This window comes from Novosphingobium sp. SG707, assembly GCF_012275515.1.
Taxonomy (GTDB): Bacteria; Pseudomonadota; Alphaproteobacteria; order Sphingomonadales; family Sphingomonadaceae; genus Novosphingobium.
Genome location: NZ_JAAZQL010000006.1, coordinates 121,483 through 134,967 on the forward strand (window position 1 = coordinate 121,483; position 13,485 = coordinate 134,967).

10 protein-coding genes are annotated in these 13,485 nt (G+C 63.6%); 6 read left to right on the plus strand and 4 right to left on the minus strand.

All coding sequences use genetic code 11. The annotated features are described in order from the left end of the window. Window positions 1–132: 132 nt before the first annotated feature. From guaB to FHW92_RS17330, 3 genes are all read left to right on the plus strand, one after another. On the plus strand, window positions 133–1,590 hold the full coding sequence (gene guaB, locus FHW92_RS17320; RefSeq protein WP_168604710.1) for an IMP dehydrogenase: 1,458 nt from the start codon (window positions 133–135) through the stop codon (window positions 1,588–1,590). A gap of 264 nt (window positions 1,591–1,854) precedes the next feature. Beyond that, entirely contained in the window at window positions 1,855–3,033 is a 1,179-nt protein-coding gene (locus FHW92_RS17325) for an RsmB/NOP family class I SAM-dependent RNA methyltransferase (RefSeq protein WP_168604531.1), read from the plus strand. Window positions 3,034–3,060: 27 nt separating this feature from the next. Then, window positions 3,061–3,645: a tetratricopeptide repeat protein gene (locus tag FHW92_RS17330; RefSeq protein ID WP_168604532.1), complete on the plus strand. Its 585-nt coding sequence runs from the start codon at window positions 3,061–3,063 to the stop codon at window positions 3,643–3,645. On the opposite strand, the gene FHW92_RS17335 is transcribed toward FHW92_RS17330, so the two are convergent. After that, complete coding sequence (locus tag FHW92_RS17335; protein ID WP_168604533.1) at window positions 3,646–4,146, minus strand: RNA pyrophosphohydrolase; 501 nt, start codon at window positions 4,144–4,146, stop codon at window positions 3,646–3,648. Window positions 4,147–4,478: 332 nt separating this feature from the next. Between FHW92_RS17335 and FHW92_RS17340 the strand changes: the two genes are divergently transcribed. The 3 genes from FHW92_RS17340 to FHW92_RS17350 all read left to right on the plus strand — a co-directional run bounded on the left by FHW92_RS17340 (window position 4,479) and on the right by FHW92_RS17350 (window position 9,082). Further along, window positions 4,479–6,359, plus strand: a complete 1,881-nt coding sequence (locus FHW92_RS17340; RefSeq protein ID WP_168604534.1) for a 2-oxoacid:acceptor oxidoreductase subunit alpha — start codon at window positions 4,479–4,481, stop codon at window positions 6,357–6,359. Between the two features lie 11 nt (window positions 6,360–6,370). Further along, window positions 6,371–7,414, plus strand: a complete 1,044-nt coding sequence (locus FHW92_RS17345) for a 2-oxoacid:ferredoxin oxidoreductase subunit beta (protein WP_168604535.1) — start codon at window positions 6,371–6,373, stop codon at window positions 7,412–7,414. A gap of 294 nt (window positions 7,415–7,708) precedes the next feature. Beyond that, entirely contained in the window at window positions 7,709–9,082 is a 1,374-nt protein-coding gene (locus FHW92_RS17350) for a deoxyribodipyrimidine photo-lyase (RefSeq protein ID WP_168604536.1), read from the plus strand. 186 nt (window positions 9,083–9,268) lie between these two features. Here FHW92_RS17350 and FHW92_RS17355 read toward each other — a convergent pair whose 3' ends face one another. From FHW92_RS17355 to FHW92_RS17365, 3 genes are all read right to left on the minus strand, one after another. Continuing rightward, window positions 9,269–9,970, minus strand: a complete 702-nt coding sequence (locus tag FHW92_RS17355; protein ID WP_168604537.1) for an SDR family NAD(P)-dependent oxidoreductase — start codon at window positions 9,968–9,970, stop codon at window positions 9,269–9,271. 3 nt (window positions 9,971–9,973) lie between these two features. After that, on the minus strand, window positions 9,974–11,467 hold the full coding sequence (purF, locus tag FHW92_RS17360; protein WP_168604538.1) for an amidophosphoribosyltransferase: 1,494 nt from the start codon (window positions 11,465–11,467) through the stop codon (window positions 9,974–9,976). A 106-nt stretch (window positions 11,468–11,573) separates the two neighbouring features. Then, window positions 11,574–13,343, minus strand: coding sequence for a sensor domain-containing diguanylate cyclase (locus FHW92_RS17365; protein ID WP_168604539.1), 1,770 nt, complete (start codon window positions 13,341–13,343; stop codon window positions 11,574–11,576). Between the last annotated feature and the right edge of the window lie 142 nt (window positions 13,344–13,485).

A 13,485-nucleotide genomic window follows, 5' to 3' on the forward strand; every position in this document is an offset into this window, starting at 1 on the left:
AAATCGCAATGTCATGAAAACAGCCTGAACTCCCCTCTAGCCCTTTGCGCCATGCTTGTTTACATGGGCCGCCACGAATCGATGGGCGGATTCATCAAACGCCCTTCAGCATGGGAATTCAGCGTGGCGATCATGGACATCTCTCTCGGCCTTACCTTCGACGACGTGCTGCTGCGTCCTGCCGAAAGCGACATCGTGCCCTCCATGGCCGATACGCGCACTTGGCTGACCAAGGGCATTGCGCTCAATATTCCGGTGATCTCGTCGGCGATGGACACCGTGACCGAGGCCGATATGGCCATCGTCATGGCGCAGATGGGCGGCATCGGCGTGCTGCACCGCAATCTGACCATCGAGGAACAGGTGGCCGCCGTGCGCGCGGTCAAGCGTTTTGAAAGCGGCATGGTGGTCAATCCGATCACTGTCGGCCCCGACGCCACGCTGGGCGAAGCGCGCGCGATCATGCAGGCCAACCGCATCAGCGGCATTCCCGTGGTCGAGGCCAGCGGCAAGCTGGTGGGCATCCTGACCAACCGCGACGTGCGCTTTGCCGACAATGCGGCCCAGCCGGTGCGCGAACTGATGACGCATGAAAACCTCGCCACCGTGCGCGCGGGCGTCAATCAGGACGAAGCGCGCAAGCTGCTGCACGCGCGCCGCATCGAAAAGCTGCTGGTGGTGGACGACGCCTATAAGTGCGTCGGCCTGATCACCGTCAAGGACATCGAAAAGGCCGTGACCTATCCGGCCGCGACCAAGGATGCCGCCGGTCGCCTGCGCGTGGCCGCTGCGACGACTGTGGGCGAAAAGGGCTTTGAACGCACCTCGGCGCTGATCGAGGCGGAATGCGATGTGGTGATCATCGACACCGCCCATGGCCATAACCGCGACGTTGCCCGCTCGGTCGAGCGCGTGAAGAAGCTGTATCCCCATGCGCAGGTGGTGGCAGGCAATGTCGCCACGGCCGAAGCGACCAAGGCGCTGATCGACGCGGGCGCGGATGCGGTCAAGGTCGGCATCGGGCCTGGCTCGATCTGCACCACGCGCATCGTGGCGGGTGTGGGCGTGCCCCAGCTCACCGCGATCATGGAAGCGGCCAGCGCCGCGCGTGATGCGGGCGTGCCGGTGATCGGCGATGGTGGTCTGCGCACCTCGGGCGATGCGGCCAAGGCTCTGGCTGCTGGTGCCTCGACGGTGATGGTCGGCTCGCTGCTGGCGGGCACGGAAGAAGCGCCGGGCGAAACCTTCATCTATCAGGGCCGCGCCTACAAGGCCTATCGCGGCATGGGCAGCGTCGGCGCCATGGCGCGCGGCAGCGCCGACCGCTATTTCCAGCAGGACATCAAGGACCAGATGAAGCTGGTGCCCGAAGGCATTGAAGGTCAGGTGCCGTATAAGGGCCCGGCCAAGGATGTCATCCACCAGCTGGTCGGCGGCGTGAAGGCGGCGATGGGCTATACCGGCTGCGCCACGATTGAGGAACTGCGCACGAAGGCGCGCTTTGTCCAGATCACCAACGCAGGGCTCAAGGAAAGCCATGTTCACGACGTGACCATCACGCGTGAGGCGCCGAATTATCCGACGCGTTGATTTTTTTGGGTTCATGCCTCCGGCGGGCAAAGGGTTTCGACCCTTTGCAATCCCATTATGGGGATGATGGGGGCCAGATTGTGTGATGATTTTTGAAAGCCTGCGGCGCTAGCAAAAGGCGCCGCAGGCTTTCAAATTGGAACGGTGCGTCCGACACCGGACGGCAAACCCGTGGCGCAACGAAGACAGTAATGGGAGCGCGAGGGACTAGTCCCTCGCATTCAATCCTTCTTTAAAACCCCAAAAAGGCGAAGCCTCGAAACCATGACCCCTCAAGCCCGTGTTCAGGCCGCGATCGAGATCCTTGATGAGGTGATTACGGCGGCGCGCAGGCAGGGCGCTCCGGCGGATCGGATCATCACCGAATGGTTCCGCACGCGCCGCTTTGCGGGCAGCAAGGATCGACGGGCGGTGCGCGAACTGGTTTATGGCGCGATCCGCGCCTGCGGCCCGGTGCCAGCCAGCGGGCGTGCGGCGATGCTGCGCGTGGCGCAGGGGGATGAGGCGCTGGCGGCTTTGTTCGATGGCGGGCGTCATGCACCGGCGCCGATTGATCCGTCGGAAGAGGTGGCGCAGGGCGGGGTCGCCCCGGACTGGCTGGCGCAGCGACTGGCGGCGGGCGGCGTGGGCGGGGCTGACGCGCTTTCCTTGCTGGACCGCGCGCCTTTGGATGTGCGCGTGAATGCGCTCAAGGCGGATCGCGCCTCGTTGGCCTTGCCGGAAACGGGCGAGGCTTTGCTCGCGCCCCAAGGCTTGCGTTTCCCCGCCAATACACCAGTCGAGGGCTGGGACGCCTATGCGCAAGGGCAGATCGAGGTGCAGGACGGCGGTTCGCAACTGGTCTGCGGCGCGGTGAAGGCGCAGCCGGGCGAGACGGTGATCGACCTGTGCGCCGGTGCAGGGGGCAAGACTTTGGCGTTGGCCGCTGCGATGGGTAATCGGGGGCGGCTGATAGCGTGCGATGTGGACCGGGCGAGGCTTTCCCGTCTGGCGCCGCGCGCGCAGCGGGCGGGGGCGCTGATTGCCGAAACGATCCTGATGAACCCCAACCGTGAGGCGGAGGCCCTGGCCCCGCTGATGGGGCAGGCCGACGCGGTGCTGATCGACGCGCCTTGCAGCGGGACCGGTACATGGCGGCGCAATCCCGAGGCGCGCTGGCGTCTGACCGAGGCGGAACTGGGCCGGATCGCAGGGATCCAGTCCCGCCTGCTCGATCTGGCGGTGGGGCTGCTGAAACCGGGCGGGCGGATCGTCTTTGTCACCTGCTCGCTTTTGGACGAGGAGGGCGCGGATCAGTTTGCCGCATTCCTGACCCGCCATCCCGCCATGGTTCAAATGCCGCTGGATTTGGGCGCGGGCGAGGTGCGCGGCGCCGGAATCCGCCTTTCTCCGGCCCATGATGGCACAGACGGCTTCTTTGTTGCCAGCGCCCGCTTGTTGTAAGCGCAAGCCTTTGGTAGCAAGATTGTCATGTTCGAAGCCTCCCCTGATATCCGGCGGTTTCGCCCCGTTTCGGCCAAGGAAATAGTCATGCGTTTTGCCCCCGTCTCGGCTGCCCTCTCGCTGGCACTGGCCGTGGCGGCCAGCAGCAGCCATTCGGCTCCGGTCGAGGTGCTCGACCCGCGCGCGGCGGTGCTGGAGGAAGCGGGGCGCGTGGCGTTGAACGCGGGGGATGTGGACAAGGCCACCGATGCCTTTGAAGCGGCGCTGGCCATTCAGCCCGGATCGAGCCGGATCACCATATCTTTGGCGCAGGCCGCGCGGATGCAGGGGATGCAGGGCAAGGCGCTGCATTATTACCGCACCGTGCTGAGCCGCGATCCGCAGAATATTGACGCCATGGGCGGCGAGGGCGAAACGCTGGCCGAAAAGGGCGCGGTGGAAAAGGCGCGCGAGAATCTGACCAAGATAGAGAATCTCGGCGGCAAGGGCAGCGATGCGGCGAACCGCCTGATCGCGGCCATTGCCAAGGGACCTTTGCCCGCCGCGCTGCCCAATGCCAAGGTGGCCAGTACGGCCGATGTTGCCGCCAAGCCGGCCCCTGCGACCAATTGATCAGATCAGCGCCCGAAATTCTTCCAGCACGGCGCGATAGACGCGCTTTTTGAACGGCACGATCAGGTCGGGCAGGTGATCGGCCTCGGCCCATTTCCATGCGTTGAATTCGGCCGGTTCATGCGCGTTCAGGTCGATGTCGTCGTCGTGGCCGTTAAAGCGCATCAGGAACCAGTGCTGACGCTGGCCGCGATATTTGCCCTTCCACAGCTTGCCGATCAGGTGATCGGGCAGGTCATAGAGCAATTCCTCGCGCGTCTGGGCCAGAATCGTAGCATGGGCCTCGCCCACGCCCGTTTCTTCGGCCAGTTCGCGAAAGGCGGCGGCGCGCAATTCCTCGCCGGGGTCGATTCCGCCCTGAGGCATCTGCCAGAAATCGCCTTCGCCATCGACTTCGCTTTCACGCTGATCGATTCGGCGGCCGACGAAAACCCGGCCATGGGCATTCACCAGCATCACGCCAACGCAGGGACGATAGGGCAGGGAAGCAAGATCGGTCATGGGTTTAGGCAGGCTTTCATTGTTGCAGGGCGGCAGGATAGTCGTCTTGGCCGCACCGTCAAAGGGGAAAAGGTGAGGGCGCGGGGCAATAGAATCGCGATTGCCGCTTGACTAGAGCCCGCAACAGGTTTTGGGCAATTGCGACAGGTCCGTGCGCATGTCGGCTCTTTGGGCGGCGTTAAGGGTTGTCGGCCGGATAGCGCATCAAAAGCCAACGATGCGTTTTTGTGCTGACAGTTTTTCTCGATTGCACATGCGACGCCGCCGCGCCAAGGGCGATCACCTTCGGCGCGAAAGCAGCAGCGGTTCGGGCCGGGTATGGAAGGACGATGATGGCTACTGTTCTGGAAGCGGGCGCGAACGAAGGGCGTTCGACTGACAACACACCCGAAGCGGTGGTGGTGCGTTTTGCGGGCGATTCGGGCGACGGCATGCAGTTGACGGGCGGGCAGTTCACGCTCTCGACCGCGCTGGCGGGCAATGACCTTGCCACGTTCCCGGACTTTCCGGCGGAAATCCGCGCGCCGCAAGGCACGCTGTTCGGTGTTTCGGCCTTCCAGATCAATTTCGGCAGCACCGAGATTTCGACCGCGGGCGACCAGCCCGACGTGCTGGTGGCGATGAACCCCGCCGCGTTGAAAACCAATGTGGGTCAGTTGAAGGCGGGCGGCCTGATCATTGCCGACTCGGGCGAGTTCAACAAGCGCAACCTGGAAAAGGCCAAGTATGAGAGCAATCCGCTCGAAGACGGCAGCCTGGCCAAGTGGAACCTGCTGGCTTTCGACATTTCCAAGCTGACCATGGAATCGGTCAAGCCCTTCGGCCTTGGCAATAAGGAAGCGCTGCGCTGCAAGAATATGTGGACGCTGGGTCTGGCGCTCTGGATGTTCGACCGTCCGCGTCAGCCGCTGATCGACTGGCTCAACACCAAGTTTGCCAAGAACAAGGTGCTCGCCGACGCCAATATCGCCGCGCTGAACGCTGGTCATGCCTATGGCGAGACGGCCGAAATCGGTGGTCAGGTCAAGAAACTGCACATAGAGGCCGCGCCCCAGACGCCGGGCCTCTATCGCACGATCACGGGCGCGGATGCCATCAGCCTTGGCCTGATTGCCGGTGCGCAGCTGGCCGAACTGCCGCTGTTCTTTGGCGGCTATCCGATCACGCCCGCTTCGGCCATCCTGCATAATCTGGCCAAGCTGAAAGAGTTTGGCGTCACGACCTTCCAGGCCGAAGACGAAATCGCCGCTGTCGCCAGCGCGATCGGCGCTTCCTATGCCGGTTCGCTGGGCGTTACGTCTTCCTCAGGTCCGGGCATCGCGCTCAAGACCGAGGCTATCGGCCTTGCGGTGATGACCGAGCTGCCGCTGGTGATCGTCAATTCGCAGCGTGGCGGCCCCTCGACCGGCCTGCCGACCAAGACCGAGCAGTCGGATCTTTATCAGGCGGTCTATGGCCGCAATGGCGACACGCCGCTGCCCGTCATCGCCGCGCGTTCGCCCGCCGATGCGTTTGACTGCGCGATCGAGGCATGCCGTCTGGCGGTGCAGTTCATGACGCCGGTGATGCTGCTGACCGACGGCTATATCGGCAATGCTGCCGAACCGTGGAAGGTGCCTGATCCAGAAGGTTTCACGCCGTTCCCGGCCAAGTTCCTGCAGGAAAACAACAATCCTGATGGCAAGGTTCTGCCCTATAAGCGCGATGAAAATGGCGTGCGTCCGTGGATCAAGCCCGGCACCCCGGACCTGATGCACCGCATCGGCGGCATCGAGAAGGCGCCCGACACCGGCGACCTCGATTACTCGCCCGCCACGCACCAGTTGCAGACCGACGCCCGCAAGGCCAAGGTCGATGGCATCGCCAACCACATCCCCGCGCAGGAAGTCTCGCAGGGCACGCCCAATGGCAAGCTGGCGCTGGTCGGCTGGGGCAGCACCTATGGCGCGATCCATCAGGCCGTGCGCCGCGCGCGCGCCAAGGGTCTGGACGTGTCGCATATCCATATCCGCCATGTCTGGCCGATGCCCGCCAATCTGGGTGATCTGCTGCGCGGCTATGACAAGATCATCGTGCCCGAAATGAACACGGGCCAGCTCAAGACCGTGCTGCGCGATCAGTATCTGGTCGATGCGCGTCCGCTGAACAAGGTTTCCGGCCAGCCCTTCACCATCGCGGAAATCGAAGCCGCGATCGAAGCGGCTCTGGCTTGAGGGGATAGAAGATGAACGAGATGACTGCCATCAAGACGACCCTCAAGGACTGGGAATCGGATCAGGAAGTTCGCTGGTGCCCCGGCTGCGGCGACTATGCGATCCTGAAGGCCGTGCAGCGCACGCTGCCCGAACTGGGCGCGGATCCGGCCAAGACCGTGTTCGTGTCGGGCATCGGCTGCTCCAGCCGCTTCCCCTATTACGTGTCGAGCTATGGTTTCCACACGATCCATGGCCGCGCGCCTGCTTTTGCCACGGGGCTGAAGCTGGCCAATCCCGAACTCGACGTCTGGCTGGTGACGGGCGACGGCGATGGCATGTCCATCGGCGGCAACCACACGATGCACTTCCTGCGCCGCAACATCAATTCGCAGATCCTGCTGTTTAACAACGAGATCTACGGTCTGACCAAGGGCCAGTATTCGCCCACCAGCCGCGAAGGCACCAACAGCCCGACCACCCCGCTGGGCAGCGTGGACCGTCCGATGCAGCCTTGCGCCTTTGCGCTGGGCGCGGGCGCTCGCTTCATCGCGCGCGGCTTCGATACGTCGAAGAATCTGGGCGAAGTGCTGAAGGCCGCTCATGCCCATCAGGGCGCGGCTTTCGTGGAAATCTTCCAGAACTGCATCGTCTATAACAAGGACCGCTTTGCCGACTTCACCGAAAAGGCGGTGGCCGACACCCGTCAGCTTTGGCTGAAGGATGGCGAGCCGATGCTGTTCAACAAGGGTACGCAGGGTCTGCGCCTGAATACTGATCGCCTGCATTTGGAAATCGTCGATGTCGTCGATGGTGACTGGAAGGCGGCGGGCGTGCTGGTGCATGACGTCAAGAACCGCTCGATCGCGCATATGCTGGTCGAACTGCCGATGGCGCTGTTCCCGGTCGCTCTGGGCGTGATCTATGACGATCCGCGCCCGACCTATGAATCGGCGCTGCTGGGTCAGGACGCCGTGGCGCGCGAAGGCAAGGTGGCCAACCTCGCCAAGCTGCTCGCCAAGGGACAGACCTGGACGGTGCAGCCGGAAGATCAGGGGCCTTTGTCGGGGGTTTGATTTTGGGGTGATGCCTCCGGCGGGCAAAGGGTCTCGGACCCTTTGCAATCCCTTTACTGGTTAGCGCCAGAGGTGCGGCCAAGGCTGACCCTTGCAGCGTTTGAAATTGAAAGCCTGCGGCGCCTTTAGTTAAGCGCCGCAGGCTTTTTATCATCATGGCGGCACGCCGCGGATAAAACACCACCCCATAATGGGATTGCAAAGGGCCCCCGCCCTTTGCCCGCCGGAGGCCCTTTATAAAAACTTCCCCTTCTACCATCTTCTAAGCCCATAAATTCGCGCTACCTCCGAAGGATGACCCAACCCATCCTCCTCTGGTTCCGCCGTGATCTTCGCCTTGCCGATCAGTCGGCGGTTGTGGCGGCGGCACAGTCCGGCGCGCCGGTGATTCCGGTCTATGTGCTGGATGATGAAACGCCCAAGCACCGCAAAATGGGCGCGGCATCGCGCTGGTGGCTGCATGGCTCGCTCAAAAGCCTCGCGCGCGATCTTGAGGCCTTGGGCAGCCGCCTGATCCTGCGGCGCGGCGCGGCGGCCGAAGTTTTGGCGCAATTGGCGCAGGAAACGGGCGCGCGCGAAATTCACGGGTTGCATCATTACGAGCCATGGTGGCTGAATGCGGAAAAGGCGATCAGGCGCAAGGGTTTGGACCTGCATCTCTATGACGGCAATTTCCTGATCCCTCCCGGTAGCGTGACGACCGGGGCGGGGACGCCCTATCGGATCTACACGCCGTTCTGGCGTCAGGTGCAAATGCGGATGCCGCCTGCAGAACCGGCCCCCGCGCCCGAAAAGATTTCTGCGCCGGAAACATGGCCAGCCAGCGATGATCTCAGCGACTGGACCTTGCTCCCCACGCGCCCCGATTGGGCGCCGGGCTTCCGCGCGGAATGGACGCCGGGCGAGGGCGGCGCACAGGATCGCCTCGACGCCTTCCTCCCCCGCTCGAACCTTTATGAGGAGCGCCGCAACCTCCCTTCGCGCCCCGGCACGAGCCGCCTCTCGCCTCATCTGGCCTTTGGCGAGATCAGCCCCGCAACCCTGTGGCATGCGGCGATGGATCAGGGAGGATCGGTCGATGTGTTCCTTTCCGAATTGGGCTGGCGCGATTATGCGCAGAATATCATTGCCGAATTTCCCGATTACGGCGCCCATTCAGCCAAGCCCGATTTCGAGGCCATGCCATGGCGCGACGCCCCCGATGATCTGAAAGCATGGCAGAGGGGCATGACCGGCTACCCGATTGTCGATGCGGGGATGCGCGAATTGTGGGTGTCGGGCTGGATGCACAATCGCGTGCGGATGATCGTGGCCAGCTTTCTCATCAAACATCTGCTGATCGACTGGCGGCATGGCGAGCAGTGGTTCTGGGATACGCTGGTCGACGCCGATTATGGGCAGAATGCGGTCAACTGGCAGTGGTCGGCCGGATCGGGCGTCGATGCAAACCAGTTCACCCGCATCATGGCGCCCCTGACGCAAAGCCCCAAATTCGAAGCGGGCGATTATATCCGCCGCTGGGTGCCGGAACTGGCCGGACTGGATGAGAGCGAGATCCACGATCCCACGCCGATCACCCGCCGCCGCTGCGCCTATCCGATGCCGATTGTCGCCCATGTCGAGGGGCGCGAAAGGGCGCTGGCGGCCTATCGGGCTATCAAGGGCTGAAGGAAAAAGCAGGCGCGACCGGGCGGGGGTTCGCGGCGAGGGGCATGTCCACGAACGGCCACCCGTCGCGCCTGCTATAGAGATCGGGCAGCAGCGCTTCGCACAAAATACGCTATGCCCGGTCGCCGATGGTAATCCGCGACACAGGCATCTTTGCAAAATGCAATGAATTAAGCGTTGCCGATCTTAGTTAATGGTGATCCGGTGCGGGCTGACGAAATCCTGCCCGACCAATCCGACCACCGCATCGGCCACGACCGATGGGTCTTTGACACTCTTGGGATCTTCGCCCGGATAGGCTTTGGCGCGCATCGCGGTGCGGGTCGCGCGGGGATTAACAATCGCCACGCGGACCGAGGAAATATTGGCCACCTCCTGCGCATAGCAGTCGAGCAGGACCTCCTGCGCGGCCTTGGTGGCGGCATAGGCGCCCCAATAGGCGCGCGGCTGAGTCGCCACCGTCGTGGTGAGGCCGATCACGCGCCCGGCCTCGCTCTTGCGCAGCAGGCGATCAAAGGCGGCCAGCAAAGCCTGCGTTGCCAGCAGATGGGTCGAAACTGCCTTGCCCAGCGCCTTTTGGTCAATATCGACGACCGGCATCAGCGTGGGCAGGATGCCCGCGTTGATCACCATCACGTCCAACCGCCCCCAGCGCCCCGCCACGGCCTCGGCCAGGCGCGCGATGGCGTCATGTTCGAGCAGGTCCATCGGGGCGATGGTGGCGGTGCCGCCCGCCTCGTGGATCGCCTGCTCAACGCCTTCCAGCGCCTTCACATCGCGGCCTGTGATGATGACATGCGCGCCCGCCGCGGCCAGAGCCTGCGCCGTGGCCGAGCCGATCCCTCGGCTTGCGCCGGTTACCAAAGCGATCTTGCCGGACAGATCCATGGTTTACGCCTCAGTCTCGCCCGCTACCGCATCGGCGTCATAGTCGGTCAGATGGGTGGGATATTCGCCGGTGAAACATGCGTCGCAGAATTGCGGGCACTTCGCGTTGCGATCCTGCTGCCCCACGGCGCGATAGAGGCCGTCGATGGAAACGAAGGCAAGGCTGTCGGCCTGAATGTAATCGGCCATCGCCTCCAGATCCATCCGCGCGGCCAGCAGCTTGCTGCGCTCGGGCGTATCGACGCCATAGAAGCACGAGTGGTCGGTGGGCGGGCTGGCGATGCGCATATGCACTTCGGAGGCGCCCGCATCGCGCATCATCTGCACGATCTTGAGCGAGGTGGTGCCGCGCACGATCGAATCGTCGATCAGCACGATGCGCTTGCCCGCCACCAGTGCGCGGTTGGCGTTGTGCTTGCGCTTCACCTCGGCATGGCGCTTGCTGTCGCCCGGCTGGATAAAGGTGCGGCCGACATAGTGGCTGCGGATAATGCCCAATTCGAAGGGAATGCCGCTTTCGGCCGCATAGCCGATGGCGGCAGGCACGCCCGAGTCGGGCACAGGCACGACCAGATCGGCATCCGCAGGCGCTTCCTTGGCCAGTTCGACACCGATCTGGCGGCGCGACTGATAGACCGATTGGCCGCCCAGGATCGAATCGGGGCGGCTGAAATAGACCTGCTCAAAGATGCAGGGGCGCGGCGCAGGATCGCCAAACGGGCGGTGGCTGGAAATCACGCCATTGTGATCGACCACCAGCAGCTCGCCCGGCTCGACCTCACGTTCGAAATCGGCGCCGACCACATCGAGAGCCACGGTTTCGGAGGCAAACACCACCGAACTGCCGATGCGGCCCATCACCAGCGGGCGGATGCCCAGCGGATCGCGGCAGGCGATCATGCCCGCCGGCGTGGTGCAGATCAGCGCATAGGCGCCCTCGATCAGGCGCAGCGCATCCACGAAACGGTCGAGCAGCGTGGGATAGCGGCTGGTGGCGACGAGGTGGATGATGACCTCGGTGTCAGAGGTCGACTGGAAAATCGAACCCTTGTGCACCAGATCACGCTTCAGCGTCATCGCATTGGAAATATTGCCGTTATGCGCGATGGAAAAACCACCGTCGGCAAGATCGGCAAACAGCGGCTGGATATTGCGCAGGCCCGAGCCGCCCGTGGTGGAATAGCGCACATGGCCCGAAGCCATCATGCCCGGCAGGTCGGCAAAGATATCCTGATTCTTGAACACATGCGCGACATGGCCGATGCCGCGATGGGAAAAGAACTCGCCGCCGTCAAAGCTGGTGATGCCGACGGCTTCCTGACCGCGATGCTGCAGCGCATGAAGGCCAAGCGCCACAACCGAGGAGGCCGAGCGCGCGCCGATGACGCCGAAAATGCCGCATTCTTCATGCAGCGTATCTCCGTCATCGCCCACATCCCATGGGGTTTCATCGCGGAAAGCGTCGGAAGGGGCGGCGTGTTGGCTGATGCTGGTCATGCGGGTGGATGCGACTCTTCGATGACAATGCGCCGAGGCGGCGCGGGGCGGGGCGCATTTGGCGCTTGTTGCCCCCGAAAGCAAGGCCCCGGTGCATCACATATGATTAAGCCGCGATGGAAAGCCGGTCCCGGCCCGCTCCCTTGGCGGCATAGAGCGCCTGATCGGCCTCCGCCATGGCGTTGTCGGCGCAGGTGCCAAGGCGGGCAAGGCCGATGCTGGTGGTGATATAGATCTCATGGCCGTCGTAAATCGTGGCGGCATGGGCCAGCGTCTTGCCAAGGCGGGCGCAGATCCGTTCGGCCACCTCGATGCTGGCGCCGGGCAGCAGCAGGGCAAATTCCTCGCCCCCGATGCGCGCAAGCATGTCGGTGCCGCGCAGGCCCTGACGCGCCACCGAAGCAAAGGTGCGCAGCACCGCATCGCCAGCCGCATGACCATAGCGGTCATTGACCTGTTTGAAGAAATCGAGGTCGATCAGCGCCACGCAGCCCGATTGCCCTCGCGTGATACAGCCGTTGATCGTATCGAGGAACAGGCGCCGATTGGGCAGGCCGGTCAGCTCGTCCGTCAGCGCCGCGCGGGCCAGCGCATTTTCATAGGCCTTGCGCTCGGACATATCGCGCACCACGCTGACCACGCTCTCGACCTGTCCGGCCTCATCCAGCACTGCGCGCATCTGCGCCTCATACCATCGCGGCGCGGCCTTGCGCGGCTTGCCCAGAAATTCGACCTCGACCGCATTGCCCTTGGCCGCCAGCGCGCGGCGATAGGCATCCATCACCGCCCGGCGATGGCGCGGCGCCACCAGCCGCAGCGCCGAATGGCCGATCAGGCGCTTGGGCTCCTGCTGTGCAAGCTGCTCGATCGAGGCGGAGGCAAAGCGGATCTTGCCCATCGTGTCGCTGGACAGAATGATGTCAGTCGAATTTTCCGCCAGCAGGCGATAGCGCGTTTCGCTCTCGCGCAGGCGGGCCAGCAGGTGGCGCATATGCTGGATCGCGCTGGTCACAGGCATGATGGCCAGGGCGGTGGAGGCCAGATAGACCTGAAGGAACTGCAACTGCCGCCCGATACTGTGGCCCGACAGCGCCAGCGTGCTGTCGCCCCCGCGCACGAACCACAGGCCGATAACTGCCAGAATGACATACATCAGCGACAGCGTGGCCAGATCCACAAACACCGTTGAGACCACCAGCAGCAGGATGGGCAGAAACAGCACCGGAATCATCGTCTGGGCAAAGCAGAGCGTGGCCACCAGCGCCATCGCCATGGGAAAGCCCAGCGCCACCGGCCAGCGCGGGCGGTCGAACAGAAACCGCCGCCCGCGCCGCTGGGAATGGGCCAGCACGGTAAAACAGGGCAGAAAGATCATCAGCCCCAGACTGTGGCTGTAATACCAGTTGCGGAAATTCTGCAGAGCCTCGCCATGCCCGGCAATCGACAGGCCGATCAGGCTGATGCCGGCGCCCAGCAAAGGCGTGCAGACCGAAACGCCAAAGAGCAGGCCCATGAGCCAGTTGAGCGACCCCACCAGCTCGGTCTTGGGCAAAAGGCGGCGCATCAGCAAGGAGGCCGCCACCGCTTCGGACATATGGGCCAGCGCCATGATCGGCGCCGCCACCCAGCCCGCGCCCCATATGCCCGTCACCAGCATCGAAGCCAGCGCACAGGCCGCCACCCGCGAAAACCACACCCGCGTCGATACCGTGGCCAGCGATGCCGTCAGCACCGCGCCTGCGGGCCAGAGAAAGCTGTTGCCATGGTCGATCTGGGCAAAACTGGTGCCCAGTTGCGCGCACAGGAAATAGACCAGCCCCAGAATGGCAAAGCCGGGAGGTGTGCGGTCATGGATAGGCGGGATGCGTAATCTCATGGACGAGGAATGTACGTATATAAGGGTTAATTTCGTCTTTAGGCTGGATTGCGAATGGCGAGAATCCTCTGTGCTGCGCTGTGTTTTGTCGCCATCGGGGGATTGCACGTTGCGCGCTTGGCGCGGCGCGCCTAAATCCTGC

Coding starts and splice junctions, on each gene's coding strand:
- guaB (WP_168604710.1), top strand. CDS start 133: ATGGACATCTCTCTCGGCCTTACCTTCGACGACGTGCTGCTGCGTCCT.
- FHW92_RS17325 (WP_168604531.1), top strand. CDS start 1,855: ATGACCCCTCAAGCCCGTGTTCAGGCCGCGATCGAGATCCTTGATGAG.
- FHW92_RS17330 (WP_168604532.1), top strand. CDS start 3,061: ATGTTCGAAGCCTCCCCTGATATCCGGCGGTTTCGCCCCGTTTCGGCC.
- FHW92_RS17335 (WP_168604533.1), bottom strand. CDS start 4,146: ATGACCGATCTTGCTTCCCTGCCCTATCGTCCCTGCGTTGGCGTGATG.
- FHW92_RS17340 (WP_168604534.1), top strand. CDS start 4,479: ATGGCTACTGTTCTGGAAGCGGGCGCGAACGAAGGGCGTTCGACTGAC.
- FHW92_RS17345 (WP_168604535.1), top strand. CDS start 6,371: ATGAACGAGATGACTGCCATCAAGACGACCCTCAAGGACTGGGAATCG.
- FHW92_RS17350 (WP_168604536.1), top strand. CDS start 7,709: ATGACCCAACCCATCCTCCTCTGGTTCCGCCGTGATCTTCGCCTTGCC.
- FHW92_RS17355 (WP_168604537.1), bottom strand. CDS start 9,970: ATGGATCTGTCCGGCAAGATCGCTTTGGTAACCGGCGCAAGCCGAGGG.
- purF (WP_168604538.1), bottom strand. CDS start 11,467: ATGACCAGCATCAGCCAACACGCCGCCCCTTCCGACGCTTTCCGCGAT.
- FHW92_RS17365 (WP_168604539.1), bottom strand. CDS start 13,343: ATGAGATTACGCATCCCGCCTATCCATGACCGCACACCTCCCGGCTTT.